The organism is Streptomyces sp. NPDC048566, assembly GCF_043199735.1.
In the GTDB taxonomy this organism is placed as follows: domain Bacteria; phylum Actinomycetota; class Actinomycetes; order Streptomycetales; family Streptomycetaceae; genus Streptomyces.
This window is the reverse complement of sequence record NZ_JBICWL010000042.1, coordinates 1-20,036: the sequence shown is the minus strand read 5'-3', so window position 1 is coordinate 20,036 and position 20,036 is coordinate 1. Positions and strand designations below refer to the sequence as shown.

Here is a 20,036-nt window from a genome sequence, read left to right as displayed (position 1 = left end):
CGTTTACGTGCACCGCCGGATGGGATACCTTCGCGGGCGGACGGCAGGGCCCGCACGCGCGGCGGCACGGGGTGCGGGCGGAACCGCACGCCGCCGGCGCGGGACGAGGCCGCCCCGACGCGAGCGGCGAAGCGGCGAGACTCCCGGGAGGGTGCGTCATGGCGACGATGACCGACGTGGCCCGGCGGGCGGGGGTGTCCATCGCCACGGTGTCGCACGTCCTGAACGACACCCGCCCGGTGCTGCCGGACACCCGCAGGGCCGTGCTCGACGCGATCGACGCCCTCGGCTACACCCCCAACGGCCTGGCCCGATCCCTGGTCACCGCGCGCACCCGCTCCATCGGGCTCGCGGTGTCGGCGATCAGCAACCCGTACTTCACGGAGATCCTCCAAGGCGTGGAGGCCCGCGCCCTGGAAGACGGGTACGGCCTGCTCATCGCCGATCCGCACGACGATCCCGAGCACGAGACGACGACGGTCCGGCTGCTGCACGAGCGGCGCGTGGACGGCATGATCATCGCTCCCTCGGCGCGTCCCGACGCGCTGCTGCGCTACCTCGGACAGCACCAGGTGCCCACCGTGTTCCTGGACCGGCTCCTGCCCGCACCGCCCGACGGCGGCTTCCGCCACGACCAGGTCGGAGCGGAGAACACCGAGCCGATGACGACGCTGGTCACCCACCTCGCGGAGCGCGGCCACCGGCGCATCGGTCTCGTCGCCGGGCTGCGGGGGCTCAGCACCACCGAAGAACGGATCACGGGATACCGGCACGGCCTCGCCGACGCCGGTATCCCGTACGACGAGCGGCTCGTCGTCCACGGCGCGTCGCGGGCGGAGACGGCCGAGAGCGCCACGCACCGGCTGCTGGACCTCGCGGCGCGGCCGAGTGCGCTCGTCACCGCCAACAACGCGATGACCATCGGCGCGCTGCGGGCACTGCGCGGGCGGGGGCTGAGCGTGCCCGGCGACCTGGCGCTGTGCTGCTTCGACGACTTCTCCTGGGCCGATCTGTTCACCCCCCGGCTCACCGCGATCGCCCAGCCGAGCCGGGAGATCGGCGCCCGCGCCGTCGCCTTGCTGCTGGAGCGGCTGGCGGAGCCGGGCCGCGCCGCCCGTACCGTCCGGCTGCCCTCCGCCTTCGTCCACCGCACCTCGTGCGGCTGCCCCGACGGCCCCGCACACCCCGAGACCCCTGAGGCACCGAGGAAAGGACCCGAGTCGTGATCGTCGTCGCCGGTGAGGCCCTGATCGATCTGGTGCCGCAGGGGCCCGGCGCCCTCGCGAGCCTGCTGCCGCGCCTCGGCGGCGGCCCCTACAACACGGCCGTGGCGCTGGGCCGCCTCGGCTCCCCCACCGCCTTCTGCTCCCGCGTCTCGCGCGACGCGTTCGGCGAGGCGCTCCTCGCAGGGCTGACGGCGGCGGGTGTCGAGGTGTCCCGCGTGCAGCGCGGCGCCGAACCGACGACGCTGGCCGCCGCCACGATCGGCACCGACGGCTCGGCCGGATACTCCTTCTACGTGGAGGGCACGGCGGACCGCCTGTTCTCGGCGCCGGCCTCCCTTCCGGACGGCACGCGGGCGGTGTCCTTCGGCACCTGCTCACTCGTCCTGGAGCCGGGCGCGAGCGCCTACGAGGAACTGCTGCGCAAGGCCGCCGCCCAGGGCGTCTTCACCGCGCTCGACCCGAACATCCGCACCGGCCTGATCCCGGACCCGGACGCCTACCGTGCCCGGTTCCTCGGCTGGCTGCCCTCGGTGTCCCTGCTCAAGCTCTCCGAGGAGGACGCGGCGTGGCTCGGCGGGACCCCGCGGGAATGGCTGGACGCGGGACCGGCGGCCGTGGTGATCACCCAGGGCGGCGACGGCCTGACCGCCTTCACCCGGGACGGCTCGGTGCATTCCGTGCCGGGCGAGGCGGTCGACGTGGTGGACACCATCGGTGCCGGGGACACGGTGAACGCGGCGCTGCTGCACGGTCTGGCCACCCGGGACGCCCTCCGTGCGGACGCGCTGGAAGGACTCGGCCCGGAGGGCTGGACCGGGCTGCTGCGCTACGCGGCCCGCGCCGCCGCCGTGACCTGCTCGCGGGCCGGAGCGGAACCGCCGTACGCCTCGGAACTCGGCGGTTCCTGACCCCGGCAGCGGTCGCGGGGCAAGGGGCGACCGGACCGGCCCCCCTCCCCCCGCGACCGCGGGTGACCGGCGCACGGGACCGGTCGCGCCCGGCGGGACCACCGGCCCGGCGTGGCGGACCACCGGCCCGGCGTGGCGGCGCCCCGCGGCTCTCACCGCGGGGCGCCGCCACGCCGGGGTTCCGGCCCGCGGCCGGCATCCGCTCAGGCCTTGCGGGCCCGCGTGGTCTTCTTCGCCGGCGCCGCCTTCCGGGCGGTCGTGGACTTCGCCGCGGTCTTCCCGGCCTCGGCGGTCTTCTTGGCCGGGCTCGCCTTCCTGGCGGCCGTCTTGCGGGGCGGCTTCACCGAGGCGGCGTCGCTGATCCGGTCGGCGCCGAGGATCTCGCGCAGGAACTTGCCGGTGTGGCTGGCCGGAACCCCGGCGACCTCCTCGGGGGTTCCCTCGGCGACCACCAGTCCGCCGCCGTTGCCTCCCTCGGGACCCATGTCGACGACCCAGTCCGCGGTCTTGATGACGTCCAGGTTGTGCTCGATGACGATGACCGTGTTGCCCTTGTCGACCAGGCCGGACAGGACGGTGATGAGCTTGCTGATGTCCTCGAAGTGCAGACCCGTGGTCGGCTCGTCGAGCACGTAGACGGTGCGGCCCGTCGAGCGCTTCTGGAGCTCGCTGGCGAGCTTGACGCGCTGCGCCTCGCCGCCGGACAGCGTCGGCGCGGACTGGCCGAGCCGGACGTATCCGAGACCGACGTCGTTGAGCGTCCGGAGGTGCCGGGAGATCGCGGGCACCGCCTCGAAGAAGTCGAGCGCCTCCTCGATCGGCATGTCCAGCACCTCGGAGATGGACTTGCCCTTGTAGTGGACCTCCAGGGTCTCGCGGTTGTAGCGCGCCCCGTGGCAGACCTCGCAGGGGACGTAGACGTCCGGCAGGAAGTTCATCTCGATCTTGATGGTGCCGTCGCCGGAGCAGTTCTCGCAGCGGCCGCCCTTGACGTTGAAGGAGAAGCGTCCGGGCTGGTAGCCCCGCACCTTCGCCTCGGTCGTCTCCGCGAACAGCCGGCGGACGTGGTCGAAGACTCCGGTGTACGTCGCCGGGTTCGAGCGCGGGGTGCGGCCGATCGGCGACTGGTCGACGTGCACGACCTTGTCGACCAGGTCGTCGCCCGCCACGCGCGTGTGCCGGCCCGGCACGTTCCGCGCGCCGTTCAGCTCGCGGGCCAGGTGCGTGTACAGGATGTCGTTGACCAGGGTCGACTTGCCGGAGCCGGACACGCCGGTGACGGCCGTCAGGACGCCCAGCGGGAACGCCACGTCGATGTCGCGGAGGTTGTTCTCCCGGGCGCCGTGCACCGTGAGCCTGCGACCCGGGTCCGTGGGGCGGCGCACGTCCGGGGTCGGGATCTCCTTCTTGCGCGCCAGGTACTGCCCGGTCATCGACTCGGTGTTGGCCAGCAGTTCCTTCAGCGGACCGCTGTGCACGACCTTGCCGCCGTGCTCGCCGGCGCCGGGACCGATGTCGACGACCCAGTCGGCGACCTTGATGGTGTCCTCGTCGTGCTCGACGACGATGAGCGTGTTGCCCATGTCGCGGAGGCGCACCAGGGTCTCGATCAGCCGGTGGTTGTCCCGCTGGTGCAGGCCGATGGAGGGTTCGTCGAGGACGTAGAGGACGCCGACGAGTCCGGAGCCGATCTGGGTGGCCAGGCGGATGCGCTGGGCCTCGCCGCCGGAGAGGGTGCCGGCCGCGCGGTTCAGCGACAGGTAGTCGAGGCCGACGTCGACCAGGAAGCGCAGCCGCTCGTTGACCTCCTTCAGGACGCGTTCGGCGATCTTCTTGTCGCGGGCGTTGAGCTTCAGCCGGCCCAGGAAGTCCGCGCAGTCGCTGATCGACATGGCGGAGACCTCGGCGATCGACTTCTCCATGACGGTCACCGCGAGGACGAGCGGCTTCAGGCGCGTGCCCTGGCAGGTGGGGCAGGGCACCTCGCGCATGTAGCCCTCGAAGCGCTCGCGGCTGGCGTCGCTCTCCGATTCGCTGTGGCGCCGCTTGACGAAGGGGATCGCCCCCTCGAAGGGCGTGGTGTACACGCGCTCGCGGCCGTACCGGTTGCGGTAGCGGACCTCGATCTGCGTCTTGTGCCCGTACAGCAGGGCCTTCTTGGCGCGCTGCGGCAGCCCGGCGAAGGGGATGTCCGTGCGGAAGCCCAGGGCGTCGGCGAGCGCGCCGACGAGCCGGCCGAAGTAGTCCTTGGTGTGCCCGTGCGACCAGGCGTGGATGGCGCCCTCGTCGAGGGACTTCTCCTCGTCGGGGACGATCAGCTCCGGGTCGACCTCCATGCGGGTGCCGATGCCGGTGCAGTCGGGGCAGGCGCCGAAGGGGGAGTTGAAGGAGAAGGAGCGGGGCTCCAGCTCCTCGAAGGACAGGTCGTCGTACGGGCAGTACAGGTGCTCGGAGTACATGCGCTCGCGCTCGGGGTCGTCCTCGGGGAGGTCGACGAAGTCGAGCACGACCATGCCGCCGGACAGGCCGAGGGCGGTCTCCACGGAGTCGGTGAGCCGGCGCTTGGCGGAGTCCTTCACGGTGAGGCGGTCGACGACCACCTCGATGGTGTGCTTCTCCTGCTTCTTCAGCGTGGGCGGCTCGGTCAGCTGGACGGTCTCGCCGTCCACCCTGGCCCGGCTGTACCCCTTGGTCTGGAGGTCCGCGAAGAGGTCGACGAACTCGCCCTTGCGCTCCCTGACCAGCGGCGACAGGACCTGGAAGCGGCTGCCCTCGGGCAGCTCCAGCACCTTGTCCACGATGGCCTGCGGGGACTGCCGGGAGATCGGGCGAGCGCACTCGGGACAGTGCGGCTTGCCGATGCGGGCGAACAGCAGCCGCAGGTAGTCGTAGACCTCGGTGATGGTGCCGACCGTCGAGCGCGGGTTGCGCGAGGTCGACTTCTGGTCGATGGAGACCGCCGGGGAGAGACCTTCGATAAAGTCCACGTCCGGCTTGTCCATCTGGCCGAGGAACTGCCGGGCGTACGAGGAGAGGGACTCCACGTAGCGCCGCTGGCCCTCGGCGAAGATCGTGTCGAAGGCGAGGGAGGACTTGCCCGATCCCGACAGGCCCGTGAAGACGATGAGCGCGTCGCGCGGGAGGTCGAGCGAGACATTCTTCAGGTTGTGCTCGCGCGCTCCACGGACGATGAGACGGTCGGCCACGCCGGTCCGCACCTTTCTTGAGAGTGGTGACAGGGGCCGCGGGCCCCCGTCTTCCCCAGACTAGGGCGAGCCACTGACAGCGCCGGTTGCTTTCCCTGGTTCACAACAATCCCGGACCGTCCAGCATGCCCGACGCCGCCTCCGAGCGTATAGCACGCGCATTCGATTTACGGGCCAGGTCGACCGCCTTCACCCGAACGAGTGGTGGGGTTAGGGTCGGCCCATGATGGATCATGCGCGCGACCTGGCCTCCGTACGTGCCGCGACGGACCGGCTGCTCACCGCAGCCGCCGGACTGGACAACGCCGCCGTGGCCGAACCGTCACGGCTTCCCGGCTGGAGCCGCGGCCACGTCCTCGCCCACGTCGCCCGGAACGCGGACGCCCTCGTGAACGTCTTGGAGGGACGCCCCATGTACCTCTCCGCCGCCGCGCGCGACGGCGACATCGAACGGGACGCCCCGCGCCCCCTCGGCGAACAGCTCGCGGACGTCCGCGACAGCGCCGCCCGCTTCGCGGACACCGGGGCCGCGCCCGCCGACTGGTCGCGCACCGTCGAGCTGCGCAACGGCGTCACGGACGTGGCGGCCCGACTGCCGTTCCGGCGCTGGGCGGAGGTCGAGCTGCACCACGTGGACCTGGGCGTCGGCTACGAGCTGGAGGACCTGCCGGAGGAGTTCGCCCTCCGGGAGATCGACTTCCTCGCCCAGCGGTTCGCCGGGCATCCGGACGTGCCCTCGACCGGACTCGCCGACGACCAGGGGCGCGCCTGGACGACCGGCGGGGGCGCGGCGGGCGGTCCGGTCGGCGTCCGCGGCACGACGGCCGACCTGCTCGGCTGGCTCTGCGGCCGGCGCGACGGCTCGGCGCTGACCGCGGACGGCGGCCCGCTGCCGGCCCTGCCCCCGCTATAGGCTGCCGCCATGACGTACAGCGGAGCGGTGAGGGTCGGCGGGCCCGCCGACGTGCACGAGCTGCCGGACCTGATGATCTCCAAGGTCGCGGTCGGTCCGATGGACAACAACGCCTACCTGCTGCGCTGCCGTGCCACCGGCGAGCAGCTCCTGATCGACGCGGCCGACGACGCCTCCACACTGCTCACCCTGATCGGTGACGACGGCATCGCCTCCGTCGTCACGACCCATCAGCACGGTGACCACTGGCAGGCGCTCGCGGAGGTCGTGGCGGCCACCGGCGCGCGGACCTACGCGGGCCGGGAGGACGCCGCCGGAATCCCGGTGCCGACCGACGTGCTGCTGGAGGACGGCGACGGGGTCGCCGTGGGGAACGTGCGGCTGACCGCCCGTCACCTGGCCGGCCACACCCCGGGCTCGGTCGCGCTCGTGTACGACGACCCGCACGGCCACCCCCACGTGTTCACCGGGGACTGCCTGTTCCCGGGCGGGGTCGGCAACACCCGCAAGGACCCCGAGGCGTTCGCGCGCCTGCTGCACGACGTCGAGACGAGGATCTTCGACGTGCTGCCGGACGAGACGTGGGTCTACCCCGGTCACGGCAACGACACCACGCTCGGCGCCGAGCGCCCGCATCTGCCGGAATGGCGCGCGCGAGGCTGGTAACCGTCCCACGACGACCGCCCCTGTTTCGAAACCGAAGCCGGGGCGGTCGCGCGTTCAGGCCCGTCGACGCTCGGGCAGCGTCCTGCCTGAGGGACGACGGCGTCCGAACTCACCCAGACATCGGGCCCGGGATGCCTCCGCAAGCCGCCTTCGGCCCATGCTCCCACCGGGGAGGGATTCGTCCTCCACGAGCCGTCTGGCGACCACCCCGATCCCTGGGACCGTACCGGCCTCTCGCCTCGCGCAAGGCGGGGATTGTCTGATGCCCCATTGTGATTCGCGGGTGTACAACCCCTTGCGGATGCCGGCCGTCTGTAAGGCGCTGGAGGGATGAGCCTTCGGTGCTTTTCGTAAGGAGATTGGGGATCAGGTGGGGAAGCAGGTCTGGAGAGCCGTCGTGGCCGGTGGTGCGGCGGCGGTGTTCACGACCGTGGCCGCGGCACCGGCCGGGGCGGCCGAGGGTGGGGTCTCGTTCACCCGTGTCCAGGTGAACGGCGGCAAGCCGATTGTGATCGGGGTGTCGAAGGAGGTCGCGGTGCCCGCCTCCTTCCGGATGGCGACCACTCACAAGTGGAAGTGGCCGGCGGTGTTCCTGTACCGGGGTGGTGCGGGTGATCGGCTGTGGCACGCCATCGAGACGAGCGACTGCATCAAGGTGAGCTCGGGCGTCTGCGATTTCAACGAGACGATGTACTTCGACCCGAGCGTGTGGGACATGCGCAACAGCGAGGCCGGGGCCTGGAAGGTCGGGGCCGAGGTGTACTTCCAGGGCGGCGGCGGCGACACCGACGACGAGGATCTGACGGTCCACGTCAAGCGCAACTCCCGCCTGACCGTGAACGCCTCGCCCGAACCGGTGGCCAAGGACAGGACCATCACCGTGACCGGGAAGGTCACGCGGGCCAACTGGGAGACCAGGAGGTACGCCGCCTACGGAGGCCGCTTGGTGAGCCTGCAGTTCAAGCCTGCCGGCACCACCTCCTACACCACGGTGAAGAAGGTGTACGCGAACGGCTCGGGTGATCTCAGGACGACCGTGAAGGCCTCCAAGACGGGTACGTGGCGCTGGGTGTACTACGGGAACACCACCACCGGGTCGTCGACGTCGGCCGGGGACAACATCGTCGTGAAGTGATGGTCCCGGTGCCGACAGGCGGGTGGGGGCCGAGCCGGCGGTAACGGCTGCGACGGTAAAGGGGTTGGGTCCGCCGCGATCGTGGCGGGCCCGACGCCTTGCGCCGGCCGACCGCGAGCGACGAGGTCGTGCGTCGGGCTGCTCTGCGCGTCCGGTCCGCCGGCGCGACCGGCACGCGTAGGGCGCGAACCGCCGGGCGGGCGGGCCGGGCACACGCGGTACTGCGGCCGCGGCCGGCCCGGGGGACGCGGCCGGCCGCCCTGGTCCGCGCGAGCCCGGCCGCCGTGGTCAGGTGGCGGCCCGCCCCGTGCCGGCCAGCGCCGCCACCCGCTGCACGCCGAACACGTACCCCTGCACACCGCAGCCCGCGATGACCCCGTCGGCCCGCAGTGAGACGTAGGAGTGGTGCCGGAACTCCTCGCGCTGATGGATGTTGGAGATGTGCACCTCGACGACGGGCAGTCCGTCGCAGGTGTTGAGCGCGTCCAGGAGGGCGACGGAGGTGTGCGAGTAGGCGGCCGGGTTGATCACGATCCCGGCGTGGTGCAGGCGGGCCTCGTGGATCCAGTCCACCAGTTCGCCCTCGTGGTTGGACTGCCGGAAGTCGACCGTGCCGCCGAGCGCCGCCGCGGCCCCGGCGCACAGCTCGGCCACGTCCGCGAGCGTGTCGCGGCCGTAGATCTCCGGCTGGCGCTGCCCGAGGAGGTTCAGGTTGGGCCCGTTCAGGATCATGATCGGGGCGGTGGCGAGGGTGCGGGGCACGTGTCCTCCGGTCCTTGGGGGTCGGCCGGCCCGTCGAGGACCGCTGTCGCCCTCGGTCTATCACGCTGCACCGGGGCCGATCCGCCCCGGAAGGTCCGCCCCGGCGGAACGGGCTGCGCCAGCGGTCCGGCGCGGCCGCGCCGCCGCCGTCCGCCGGCCCGCGCGTCCGTCTCCGCGCTTCCCGGGCGGGAGGGTTCAGGGGTTGACGGCGAGTTCCAGGTAGGCCGCGAAGATCACCAGGTGGACTCCGCCCTGGAGCGGGGTGGCCCGCCCGGGGACGACGGTCAGGGAGCTGACGACGACGGTCAGGGCCAGCAGCACCATCTCGGTGGGGCCGAGGCCGAGGACGAGCGGCCCGGTGAGCCAGACCGACGCGAGGGCGACGGCGGGGATGGTCAGACCGATGCTCGCCATCGCCGAGCCGAAGGCGAGGTTCAGGCTGGTCTGCACCCGGTCCCGGCGGGCGGCCCGCAGGGCGGCGATGGTCTCCGGGAGCAGCACGAGCAGGGCGATGATCACACCGACCACGGACTGCGGCATCCCGGCCGCCTCCACCGCGGACTCGATGGTGGGCGACACCCCTTTGGCCAGGCCGACCACGCCGACGAGGGCGAGACCGAGCAGTCCGAGGCTGATCCGGGCGGTGCGGGCGGACGGGGCGTCGGCGTGGTCGTCGGCTTCGACCACCTGGCCGTGCCGGGTGATCGGCAGGAAGTAGTCGCGGTGCCGGACCGTCTGGGTCGCCACGAAGAGGCCGTACAGGACCAGGGAGGCGACCGCGGCGAAGGTGAGCTGTGCCGTGGAGAACTCCGGCCCGTGCTTGCTGGTGGTGAAGGTCGGGAAGACCAGGCTGAGGGTGGCGAGCGTGGCGACGGTCGCGAGGGCGGCTCCGGTGCCCTCGGCGTTGAACACGGCCAGCCCGTGCCGCAGTGAGGCGACGAGCAGGGACACGCCGGCGATGCCGTTGCAGGTGATCATCACGGCGGCGAACACGGTGTCGCGGGCCAGCGTCGCGCTCTTGTCGCCGCCGTCCGCCATCAGGGTGACGATGAGGGCGACCTCGATGACGGTGACCGCGACGGCGAGCACCAGCGACCCGAAGGGCTCGCCCACCCGGTGCGCGACCACCTCGGCGTGGTGGACGGCGGCGAGCACGGCGCCGGCGAGGATCAGCGTCACCAGTGCGACGACCGCGGCGGGCAGGTCGCGTCCCCAGGTGAGGACCAGCAGCACCACCGCGGCGACGGGCACCACGGCGGTCCACCGGGTGAGGAGCGACCGGAGCCGAACGATCATGCCGTGATCGTCCCAGCAGCCGGCGTGCCCCGCACTCCGGATACGCGCCGCCCGTGCCGGGAGCGGCGGCCCCCGCCGTCCGGCCGCCCGGGCGTCTCGGCGGGGAGGACGCCGGGCGCGGCGGGGCCCGGCCCTTCACGGTGTGCCGCCCGGGAAGCGGCCGGGCGGTCCGCCGGGCCGGTCAGACCTCCACGCTGTCCTTCTCCGCACGCTCGGCCTCGGCGCGCTCCTGCCGCTTCGAGGCGACCAGGCTCGTGACCGTCGTGACCGCGAGCACGGCGCAGATCACGCCGAGCGAGACCGGGATGGAGATCTCGGGGACGTGGACGCCGGACTCGTGCAGCGCGTGCAGGACCAGCTTCACGCCGATGAAGCCGAGGATGACCGACAGGCCGTAGCTGAGGTGGACGAGCTTCTTGAGCAGTCCGCCGATGAGGAAGTACAGCTGCCTCAGGCCCATCAGCGCGAACGCGTTGGCGGTGAAGACGATGTACGGGTCCTGGGTCAGGCCGAAGATCGCGGGGATCGAGTCGAGCGCGAAGAGGACGTCGGTGGTGCCGATCGCCAGCATGACGACGAGCATCGGCGTCATGACCCGCTTGCCGTTCTGCCGGATCCACAGCTTGGTGCCGTGGTAGCGGTCGGCGACGCCGAAGCGCCGCTCGGCCGCCTTCAGCAGCTTGCTCTCCTCGAACTCCTCGTCCTCCTCCTCGGCGCGCGCCTCCTGGATGAGCTTCCAGGCGGTGTAGATGAGGAAGGCGCCGAAGAGGTAGAAGACCCAGGCGAAGTTCGCGATGATCGCGGCGCCCGCGGCGATGAAGATCGCGCGCAGGACCAGGGCTATGAGGACGCCGACGAGCAGCACCCGCTGCTGGTAGCGCGAGGGCACGGCGAACTTGGCCATGATCAGGACGAAGACGAAGAGGTTGTCGACGCTCAGCGACTTCTCGGTGATGAAGCCCGCGAAGAACTCCCCGGCGGGCCGCCCGCCGGCGAAGAGGAGCAGCCCCAGGCCGAAGAGGGCGGCCAGGGCGATCCAGACGACCGTCCAGACGCCCGCTTCCTTGATCGATACGTCATGGGGTTTTCGGCCGATGAAGAAGTCGACCGCGATGAGTGCGGCAAGCCCCACGATGGTCAGGACCCACAGGGTCGGGGAAACATCCACTGCGCCTCCGGCAGTTCGTAACGGCAGATTTCAGCGTCGTCGCCACCGGAAGTCTCTTCCACCCGGGCAGCCGGGGCGCTCGACGCGTCCGGAGTCCGTGGGCCGACGCCCCGGGATCAGGTCCGATCCGTATTGACGGGTGCGCCGCAGCAGTCAGGGAGTACTCCCCTCCGTACGGAAGACAGTACCCGAATCACCAAGGAAAGGTAAAGGGGAAAGTAAAAGAAGATCCAAATATGCAGGTCAGAGATTCTTTGCCGATCCTTGGGGCGCGGCTTCGCCTACGGGCTCCCGGTCAGCGGCCGCGGGCGGCGGCGACCTGCGCGAGGACCCGCTCCACCACCCGGCTGCCGGCCGGCACGAGCGAGGGTTCGAAGGTCCACGCGTGGCCGACCCAGGGGTCCGCGAGGTGGTCGTCGGGCAGCGGGGTGATCCGCAGCAGGGAGCGCCAGAGCGGATCGAGGAGCGGGCCGTAGCCGGACGCGTCCTCCCGGTCGGCCACCATCATCAGGTGGACGCCGACGGCCGGGCCCTCGTCCGCCAGATAGCGCAGCCGGGTCACCGCACGGTCGTCGAAACCGTGCGGGAAGTCGTTGACGATCAGCAGTTGCTCGGAGGTGTCGAGGTCGGGCGGCAGGGAGTCGGCCGCGCCCCCGCGCAACGCCATGTGCACCAGGTCGACCCGCCGGGTCAGCCGGGTCAGCACCTCCGCCACGCCCGCGGCACCGGCCGCGGGCGGACCGGCGAGCACCCCGGAAGCGACCAGCGGGGCGAGGGACGGGGCTCCCGCTCCGGCGGCGTCGATGACGTGGACGGAGAACTCCCCCGCCGGGTACACCGCGAGCAGCCTGGCCGCCTGCGCGACGGCGGTGTCCACGGCCAGGCGGCGCAGCCGGTCCTGATCGGCGAGCGTCCCGTCGTGCGAGGAGCGACCGCTGTCGATCCACAGACCGCGCTCCAGGGGCAGCCGCAGCAGCATCGGGATGCCGAGCGTGCCGCTCTCCGGGAGGGAGAGGTCTCCGACGCGGACGGCCATCGGGATCTCCATGGGCGGCCGGTAGCCGTGCCAGACCGGGTTGTCCCAGCTCGCGTAGGCGGCCGGCAGCGCGGGTTCGACGACCTCGGCCTCGGCGGTGAGCTGGGCGAGGTCGCGGTCCAGGACCGCGCGTGCCTGGTCGACCAGGGCCGCGTGCCTGGCGCGGGCGGCCTCGCGTGCGCCGTCGCCCCCTGCGCCGATCCGGCCGCGCGGGTCGGCGAGTGCCTGATCGAGTTCCCGGTCCAGACGGGAGTCGGCGAAGTCGACGGCGCTGCGGTACGCGGCGACCGTCCTGGCCAGGTCCTCGAACATGCCCCACACCTGGTTGTACAGCCGCTCGTCCATCGACCAGCCGGTCGCGTCGCCCGCGACGGGACGGGCGGGCTGCCCCGGCTCGGCGGGCGCCGCGGCCGGCGGAGGCGGCGGCGGGGCGGTGGTCCGGCGGCGGGGGTGGCTGTAGTCGACGGGACCGGCGGACGGCGGGGAGGGCGGAGCGGGGGTGCGGTGCGGGGAACCGTCGGAGACGGGCGGGTCGTAGGGGGGCCGGGCCGGCTCCGTGCCGTCGGTCGCGCCGCCCGGCGCGCCCGGTCCGGTGTGGGGCTGGTCGGCGCCGGGCGTGGCGGGGGCCGTCTGCCGGGAGCGGTCCGCGTCCGGTGTGCGCGGCGGCGGTGCGGCCACCGAGCGGGCGAGTCCGCGGGCCACCGCCTCGTCGATGACCTCCGCGAGCCGGCGGGCCTCGCCCAGGCCCTGGTCGGAGAGAAGTTCGGCGAGACCGCCCGCGTAGCCCTGGCCGACCGCGCGGACCTTCCAGGCGCCCTGCCTGCGGTAGAACTCGACGGCGATCACGGCCGATTCCGTGTCGAGGCCGGTGAGGGTGTAGCTGGCGATCTCGGCGCCGTCGAGACCGGTGACGGCGACGAAGGGGGCGGCGACGGCTCCGAACCGGACCGGTCCGCCGACGCCTGCGGGCAGGGCGAGCAGCACGCCGAGCCGGTGCACGGCGGAGGGAAGGGCGTCCAGGTCGAGGGCGAGGCGGTGGTCGGCCGCGGCCTGCCGGGAGACCTCCACGCCGGGCAGCGTGGGGGCGCCCGGATGAGCCACCCACTCGACACCGTGGGCCCGGCCCCGCTCGTCGCTCAGCGCGGCCCCGGCCACGACCGGTCTCCCGGCCGAGACCCGGACTTCGAGGCGGACCTGGGCGAGCGGATGGTTCTGCCCCCGGACCAGCTCGGCCGTCATCGCCTGTCCCCCTGTGTCGCCGTGTGCGTGGTGCGGGCCGGTCCTACAGGTGCGGCAGGATCGCCGGCATCAGGTCCTGGAACGTGCGGCCGTTGGCCGGTGTGCCGAGGGCCGTCATCTGCCATCCCGAGCCCGCGCGGTGCACCTTGGCCATGATCTGCGCCGTGTACTGCCCGCCGCCGGCCAGGGTGTAGCGGGCCAGTTCCTGGCCGTTGGTCTCGTCGACCAGACGGCAGAACGCGTTCTGCACCTCCTGGAAGGTCTGGCCCGTGAAGGAGTTCACGGTGAAGACGATCTGGTCGATGTGGACCGGGACGCGCTGCAGGTCGACGAGGATGGACTCGTCGTCGCCGCCCTGACCGGCGCCGCCGACCAGGTTGTCGCCGGTGTGCCGCACCGAGCCGTCGTCGCTGACGAGGTGGCGGAAGAACACCACGTCGACCGGCTGCTTGTCCGCGAAGAGCACGGCGGAGGCGTCCAGGTCGATCTCCCGGGTGCGCGAGCCGAACAGGCCGCGCCGGGGAGCCGCCTGCCAGCCGAGGCCCATGCGGACCGCGGTCAGCGTGCCCCCGTCGTTCTTCTCCAGACTGATGGCCTGACCCTTGGTCATGTTGACCGTCACGCGCTGTTCCCCTCTCGAACTGTCCCCTGTTACCGCGGACTGGGCGGATGAGCAGAACCCTACGCAGCGGCGGTGACGGCGCCGAAGACCGGGGCGGACTTTGTGTCGGTCTTGCAACACAGGGTGCGTCCGCCGAGGTCGGGCGCCGTCCGCCCGGCCGTCAGGCCAGTCCCGCCTCCTTCATCTGGCGCAGTTCCTTCTTCATCTCGGAGACCTCGTCGCGCAGACGGGCCGCGATCTCGAACTGGAGGTCTCCCGCCGCCGCCCGCATGCGCTCCGTCAGCTCCTCGATCTGCCCGGCGAGTTCGGCCGCGGGGCGGTCGGTCGGTGTCGCCCCCGCGCCCTTGGCGGCCTTCGCCGCCTTGCCGGACGCCCCGGCCGTGCCGCCGAGGGCGGGCACGGGGGCCTTGGCGCTCTTGCCGTCCTTCGCCTTGCGGTACCCGGACCCGAGGAGCTGTTCGGTGTCGATGTCCTCGCGGGCGATCTGCGCCACGATGTCGTTGATCTTCTTGCGCAGGGGCTGCGGATCGATCCCCCGCTCCTTGTTGTACGCGATCTGCTTCTCCCGGCGGCGGTTGGTCTCCTCGATCGCCTTCTCCATCGCCGGAGTGATCTTGTCGGCGTACATGTGGACCTGGCCGGACACGTTGCGCGCCGCGCGGCCGATGGTCTGGATCAGGGAGGTTCCGGAGCGCAGGAAGCCTTCCTTGTCGGCGTCGAGGATCGCCACCAGGGAGACCTCCGGAAGGTCGAGGCCCTCACGCAGAAGGTTGATGCCGACCAGGACGTCGAACTCGCCGGCGCGCAGTTCCCGCAGCAGTTCGACGCGGCGCAGGGTGTCGACGTCGCTGTGCAGGTAGCGGACCTGGATGCCCAGTTCCAGGAAGTAGTCGGTGAGGTCCTCGGCCATCTTCTTGGTGAGCGTGGTGACCAGGACGCGCTCGTCCTTCTCGGTCCGCTTGCGGATCTCGTGCACCAGGTCGTCGATCTGGCCCTCGGTGGACTTCACGACGACTTCGGGGTCGATGAGGCCGGTGGGGCGGATGATCTGCTCCACGAAGCCGTCCGACCGGGACAGCTCGTACTGCCCGGGGGTGGCGGAGAGGTACACGGTCTGGCCGATGCGCTGCTGGAACTCCTCCCACTTCAGCGGGCGGTTGTCCAGGGCCGAGGGCAGCCGGAAGCCGTGGTCGACCAGGGTCCGCTTGCGCGAGGCGTCGCCCTCGTACATGGCGCCGATCTGCGGGACGGTGACGTGCGACTCGTCGATGACGAGCAGGAAGTCGTCCGGGAAGTAGTCGATGAGCGTGTGGGGCGGGGACCCGGGCTCCCGGCCGTCGAAGTGCATCGAGTAGTTCTCCACGCCGGAGCAGGAGCCGATCTGGCGGAGCATCTCGATGTCGTAGGTCGTGCGCATGCGCAGCCGCTGGGCCTCCAGGAGTTTGCCCTGCCTGTCCAGCTCCGCGAGGCGCTCCCCCAGCTCCTTCTCGATGTCGTTGACCGCGCGCTCCATGCGCTCGGGGCCGGCCACGTAGTGCGAGGCGGGGAAGACGTAGACGTGGTCGTCGTCGCTGATGACCTCGCCGGTGAGCGGGTGGAGCGTGGAGAGCGCCTCGATCTCGTCGCCGAACATCTCGATGCGGACAGCGAGTTCCTCGTAGACCGGGAAGATCTCGATGGTGTCGCCGCGGACGCGGAAGGTGCCGCGGGCGAAGGCCATGTCGTTGCGCGTGTACTGGATGTCGACGAAGCGGCGCAGCAGGTCGTCGCGGTCGATCTCGTCGCCCACCTTGAGGCTGACCATGCGGTCGACGTACTCCTGCGGGGTTCCCAGGCCGTAGATGCAGGAGACGGAGGCGACCACGACGACGTCGCGCCGGGTCAGCAGCGAGTTGGTCGCGGAGTGGCGCAGGCGCTCGACCTCCTCGTTGATCGAGGAGTCCTTCTCGATGTAGGTGTCCGACTGCGGGACGTACGCCTCGGGCTGGTAGTAGTCGTAGTACGAGACGAAGTACTCGACGGCGTTGTTCGGCAGCAGCTCGCGGAACTCGTTGGCCAGCTGGGCGGCCAGGGTCTTGTTCGGGGCCATGACGAGCGTGGGGCGCTGGAGCTTCTCGATCATCCACGCGGTGGTGGCGGACTTGCCGGTACCGGTCGCGCCGAGGAGCACGACGTCCTTCTCGCCGGCGCGGATGCGCCGGTCCAGGTCGGCGATGGCCGTGGGCTGGTCACCGCCCGGCCGGAAGGGGCTGACGACCTCGAAGGGCGCCACCGAACGTTCGATCTTGGATACGGGCCGCATGGGTTCCACCGTACGACCCCGCACCGACAACGGGGCCGGATCACCAGCCCTGCGGGGCCTCGGAGCGGCGTCCGCGGTCCGGTCCGGTGCGGACGGGGACGCGGCGGGCGGGCCGTGCGGTGACCGGGCGGGCCGGGACGCCGGGGCGCCGGGGCGGAGGCGGTGTCCGGTCGGGCCGGCCCGTCACCATGAGCGGGTCGAACAGCACGACGGCGCCGGCCAGCAGGAGCAGGGCCAGCGGGCCGATCATCATGGGCGCGAGCAGGGAGGCCGCGGAGTCCCCGGCGGGGTCGCTGCCGGCCGGGCCGTGCAGGTGGACGGTGAGGGCGGCCATCCCGGTGTAGTGCATGCCGCTGACCGCGAGGCCCAGGACGAGACTCGCCCCCAGGCTCCACAGGAAGCCCCGCACCTGTCCGGCCGCCCAGAGGGCGGCGATGGCGGCCACCACGGCGATGACGACGGACGCGGACACGGTGAGGGTGTTGTACTCCAGGTTCCCGTTGAGCCGCATCCCGGCCATGCCCAGGTAGTGCATCGAGGCGATACCGAGACCGGTGACGGTGCCGCCGGTGAACAGGGCCGTTCCGGTGGTCCCCCGGTAGCCGACGATGAAGATCCCGATGCCGACCATGAGGACGGCGACGCCGAGGCTCGCGAAGGTCGTCGGGCGGTCGTAGTGGACGGGGGTCTCGTGGACCGTGAAGCCCATCATCGCGATGAAGTGCATGGTCCAGATGCCGGAGGCGATCGCGACCGAGCCGAGCGCGAGCCAGCCGGCCCGCCACGGACCGGCGACGAGCATCGACCGGGTGGTGCAGCGGAGCCCCAGCGCCCCGCCCAGGCAGGCCATGAAACACGCCACCAAAGGGGTGACGAGTCCGTAACCGAAGCCGTCGACCGTGCCCTGCATACGCGGCTGCCCTTCCGCTCTTGCTCCGTCGCTGCGCGACCGCTCCGAAAACGCCCCACCTCGGGACCGCGGGAGCGGACCGGGGTGTGGCAGAGAGTATGACCCCCACCGGAATGGTCGAACGATTTTCCGGCAAAGAAACACGACCTCCCCCCACTTGTGCGGCGCAAGCGAGCGGACTTGGGCAACTCGATGCAATTCGCGGGCATCCCGCTAACCGCATTATGTGACTCATTGCTGTCACTCTGTTGCTGTCCGTTATCTCTCGACGCAAGGAGTACGCATGCTTGCGCGCGTTGCCGCCGCCACGACCGCCGCGCTTCTCGGGGGAGCCGTTCTGATACTGCCCAGCCCGCACGCCAAGGCCGGCGGCCGGAGCGCAGCCCCCGTGGTCGTCGCGCACCGCGCCGCCTCCGCCTACGCCCCGGAGAACACGCTGGCCGCCGTCGACCACGCGGCCGAGCTGGGATTCGACTGGGTCGAGAACGACGTCCAGCGCACCCGTGACGGGCAGCTCGTCGTCCTGCACGACGACTCGCTGGCGCGCACGACCGACGTGGAGGACGTGTACCCCGGCCGCGCGCCCTGGAAGGTCAAGGACTTCACGGCGGCGGAGATCGCCCGCCTGGACGCCGGAAGCTGGTTCGGTCCCGAGTACTCGGGCGTGCGGGTGCCGACCCTGAAGCAGTACATGGACCATGTCTCCCGCCATCACCAGAAACTCGTCCTGGAGATCAAGAACCCCCAGCTGTATCCGGGCATCGAGCGGCAGACCCTGAAGCTGCTGAGCAACGAGGGCTGGCTCGACCCGGTGCACCTCAGGGACCGTCTGATCGTGCAGAGCTTCAGCGCCGACAGCGTGGCGACCGTGCACGACCTGCGGCCCGGAATCACGACGGCGTTCCTGGGCAAGCCGCCCGTCGCGCAACTGCCGCGGTACGCCCGGTTCGCCGACCGGATCAACCCGGACCACACGAGGCTGTCCGCCGACTACGTCGCCGCCGTCCACGCCCAGCGCGGGCCGCACGGCCCGATGAAGGTGTTCGCCTGGACCGTGGACGACGTCGCCGCAGCGCGCCGGGTCGCCGACCTCGGTGTGGACGGCATCATCACCAACGTCCCGGACGTGGTCGGAGCCGTCCTGGAGGTGCCCCGGCGGCGGCCCGGGCGGGACTGACCCGCACGGCCGGCAACGGAGCCGGCACGCCCGTGGCGTGGAGCGGTCCGCCGCCCGCGCCACGGGCGTTGTCGGTGGCGGGCCGTACGGTGGAGCGCATGGACAGTCACGGGCCCGCCGGGCAGCGGGCCGTATGGGCGGTCGTGGAGACGGACATCGGTCCGCTGCTCCTGGCCGCGACCGGCGACGGCCTGGTGAACGTCGTCTTCCACGCCTCCGGCAGGGTGCGTGCGACGGCACTGGACCGGCTCGCGTCCCGCCTGGGCGGCGCACCCGTCGAGGCGCCGGACGCCCCGGCGCTGGCAGAGGCGATACGCCAGGTCCACGCGTACTTCGGCGGAACACGGCGGGACTTCGACCTGCCGCTGGACTGGTCGCTGGTCTCGGGGTTCAACCGCCAGGTGCTGCGCGAGCTGCGCGCGGGCGTCGCGTTCGGCTCCGTCGTGGGCTACGGGGAACTGGCCCGGCGGGTCGGGCAGCCGGGGGCGGCCCAGGCGGTGGGGACGGCGATGGGATCGAACCCGCTGCCGGTGGTGGTTCCCTGCCACCGGGTCGTCGAGAGCGACGGCGGGATCGGCGGGTTCGGCGGCGGCCTGGAGACCAAACGCAGACTGCTGGCCCTGGAGGGAGTCCTGCCCGAGCCGCTGTTCTGAGAGCGGGCCCACCAGCGCCCGTCGCCCGTCGCCCGTCGCCCGCGGACCGGAACCCGGCGCCCGCCCCCGGGCGTCGCCAGGGGGCGTCTCCGTCCGCGACCGGGGGCACCGGTCGCCTCGTCGCGCACGGTGCCCGGGGGTGAGGGCGCGGGAGGCGCGGTCCGCGGTCGCGTTCCGGTGCCGCCGAGCCGTCAGAGGCTGATGTGGTACGCCTTGCGGAGCGTCTCGTGCACGGTCCACGTCGTGCGGTCGCCCTCGCGCAGGACCGCCGCGTCGCCGGGCCCCACCTCGATGACGTCGCCGCCTTCCACCGCGATGGTGGCGCGCCCGCTGACGACGACGAACAGCTCGTTCGCCTCGGTGTCGGTCACCACGCCGGGCGTGATCTGCCAGATCCCGCGCAGCTGCCTGCCGTCGGCGGACTCCCAGAGCACCTTGCCCGTCACGGCGGGATCACCGGAGACGATCTGGGCCGGGTCCAGCGGCTCGGGCTCGAGTTCGGCGTCGGGGATGTGTACGGCGAAGGAGGGCGTGGCCGGGGAGTTCGTGGTCATGAGCGCACACCCTAAGGGCACGCCCGGCGGGAGCGGCGACGAGGGTGGGCGCGCGCCTCGGTGCAGCCGCGTCCCCGCACACGGACCGCTCGCGGGCGCGGACCGCTCGCCGCGGGCGCCGCGCCGCGGCGAGCGGTGTCGTCGTGGCCGCCGTGCCGGGCCGGATCGGGGGGGTGCCTCTATGTCTTTCGTCAAGCTGTGCGAGGGCTTCTGGGTTCGTAGAAGGTTCCGTCGCGGAGCATGGCGAAGAGGACGCTGATGCG

At 71.9% G+C, this 20,036-nt stretch carries 16 protein-coding genes; 7 read left to right on the top strand and 9 right to left on the bottom strand.

Annotation, left to right across the window (positions count from 1 at the left end):
- Positions 1 to 158 precede the first annotated feature (158 nt).
- A complete protein-coding gene (locus tag ACGFS9_RS32060; RefSeq protein WP_393258349.1) occupies positions 159 to 1,226 on the top strand; it encodes a LacI family DNA-binding transcriptional regulator in 1,068 nt (355 codons plus the stop codon).
- On the top strand, positions 1,223 to 2,134 hold the full coding sequence (locus tag ACGFS9_RS32055; protein WP_393258347.1) for a carbohydrate kinase: 912 nt from the start codon (positions 1,223 to 1,225) through the stop codon (positions 2,132 to 2,134). Before ACGFS9_RS32060 ends, ACGFS9_RS32055 begins: the two co-directional genes overlap by 4 nt.
- A 203-nt stretch (positions 2,135 to 2,337) precedes the next feature.
- Here the strand turns inward: ACGFS9_RS32055 and uvrA are convergent, their stop codons facing one another.
- Positions 2,338 to 5,340, bottom strand: coding sequence for an excinuclease ABC subunit UvrA (uvrA, locus tag ACGFS9_RS32050; protein ID WP_393258344.1), 3,003 nt, complete (start codon positions 5,338 to 5,340; stop codon positions 2,338 to 2,340).
- Between the two features lie 223 nt (positions 5,341 to 5,563).
- Here uvrA and ACGFS9_RS32045 point away from each other — a divergent pair, with 223 nt between their 5' ends.
- The 3 genes from ACGFS9_RS32045 (at position 5,564) to ACGFS9_RS32035 (ending at position 8,054) form a co-directional block, all read left to right on the top strand.
- The gene (locus ACGFS9_RS32045) at positions 5,564 to 6,253 is read left to right on the top strand and encodes a maleylpyruvate isomerase family mycothiol-dependent enzyme (protein WP_393258341.1); all 690 of its coding nucleotides are present in this window, start codon (positions 5,564 to 5,566) and stop codon (positions 6,251 to 6,253) included.
- A 9-nt stretch (positions 6,254 to 6,262) separates the two neighbouring features.
- Complete coding sequence (locus ACGFS9_RS32040; protein ID WP_393258338.1) at positions 6,263 to 6,919, top strand: MBL fold metallo-hydrolase; 657 nt, start codon at positions 6,263 to 6,265, stop codon at positions 6,917 to 6,919.
- Between the two features lie 370 nt (positions 6,920 to 7,289).
- Positions 7,290 to 8,054 (top strand): hypothetical protein, encoded by a 765-nt coding sequence (locus tag ACGFS9_RS32035; RefSeq protein ID WP_393258335.1) that lies wholly within the window; start codon positions 7,290 to 7,292, stop codon positions 8,052 to 8,054.
- A 288-nt stretch (positions 8,055 to 8,342) separates the two neighbouring features.
- Here the strand turns inward: ACGFS9_RS32035 and aroQ are convergent, their stop codons facing one another.
- The 7 genes from aroQ to ACGFS9_RS32000 all read right to left on the bottom strand — a co-directional run bounded on the left by aroQ (position 8,343) and on the right by ACGFS9_RS32000 (position 17,389).
- The gene (gene aroQ / locus ACGFS9_RS32030; protein WP_393258333.1) at positions 8,343 to 8,816 is read right to left on the bottom strand and encodes a type II 3-dehydroquinate dehydratase; all 474 of its coding nucleotides are present in this window, start codon (positions 8,814 to 8,816) and stop codon (positions 8,343 to 8,345) included.
- A 195-nt stretch (positions 8,817 to 9,011) separates the two neighbouring features.
- Positions 9,012 to 10,112 (bottom strand): calcium:proton antiporter, encoded by a 1,101-nt coding sequence (locus tag ACGFS9_RS32025; RefSeq protein ID WP_393258331.1) that lies wholly within the window; start codon positions 10,110 to 10,112, stop codon positions 9,012 to 9,014.
- A gap of 181 nt (positions 10,113 to 10,293) precedes the next feature.
- Positions 10,294 to 11,280 carry a TerC/Alx family metal homeostasis membrane protein gene (locus ACGFS9_RS32020; RefSeq protein ID WP_393258329.1) on the bottom strand — a complete coding sequence of 329 codons (987 nt, stop codon included), beginning with the start codon at positions 11,278 to 11,280 and terminating at the stop codon, positions 10,294 to 10,296.
- 295 nt (positions 11,281 to 11,575) lie between these two features.
- Entirely contained in the window at positions 11,576 to 13,555 is a 1,980-nt protein-coding gene (locus ACGFS9_RS32015) for a TerD family protein (protein ID WP_393258326.1), read from the bottom strand.
- Between the two features lie 43 nt (positions 13,556 to 13,598).
- Positions 13,599 to 14,177, bottom strand: coding sequence for a TerD family protein (locus tag ACGFS9_RS32010; protein ID WP_393258324.1), 579 nt, complete (start codon positions 14,175 to 14,177; stop codon positions 13,599 to 13,601).
- Positions 14,178 to 14,337: 160 nt separating this feature from the next.
- The gene (gene uvrB, locus ACGFS9_RS32005; RefSeq protein WP_393258321.1) at positions 14,338 to 16,479 is read right to left on the bottom strand and encodes an excinuclease ABC subunit UvrB; all 2,142 of its coding nucleotides are present in this window, start codon (positions 16,477 to 16,479) and stop codon (positions 14,338 to 14,340) included.
- Between the two features lie 40 nt (positions 16,480 to 16,519).
- The gene (locus tag ACGFS9_RS32000) at positions 16,520 to 17,389 is read right to left on the bottom strand and encodes an MHYT domain-containing protein (protein WP_393258318.1); all 870 of its coding nucleotides are present in this window, start codon (positions 17,387 to 17,389) and stop codon (positions 16,520 to 16,522) included.
- Positions 17,390 to 17,672: 283 nt separating this feature from the next.
- Here ACGFS9_RS32000 and ACGFS9_RS31995 point away from each other — a divergent pair, with 283 nt between their 5' ends.
- Together ACGFS9_RS31995 and ACGFS9_RS31990 are read left to right on the top strand one after the other, a co-directional pair.
- Entirely contained in the window at positions 17,673 to 18,566 is an 894-nt protein-coding gene (locus tag ACGFS9_RS31995) for a glycerophosphodiester phosphodiesterase (RefSeq protein WP_393258315.1), read from the top strand.
- A gap of 98 nt (positions 18,567 to 18,664) precedes the next feature.
- Positions 18,665 to 19,219: a methylated-DNA--[protein]-cysteine S-methyltransferase gene (locus ACGFS9_RS31990; RefSeq protein WP_393258312.1), complete on the top strand. Its 555-nt coding sequence runs from the start codon at positions 18,665 to 18,667 to the stop codon at positions 19,217 to 19,219.
- Between the two features lie 191 nt (positions 19,220 to 19,410).
- Here ACGFS9_RS31990 and ACGFS9_RS31985 read toward each other — a convergent pair whose 3' ends face one another.
- Entirely contained in the window at positions 19,411 to 19,773 is a 363-nt protein-coding gene (locus ACGFS9_RS31985) for a cupin domain-containing protein (protein ID WP_393258309.1), read from the bottom strand.
- Positions 19,774 to 20,036 lie beyond the last annotated feature (263 nt).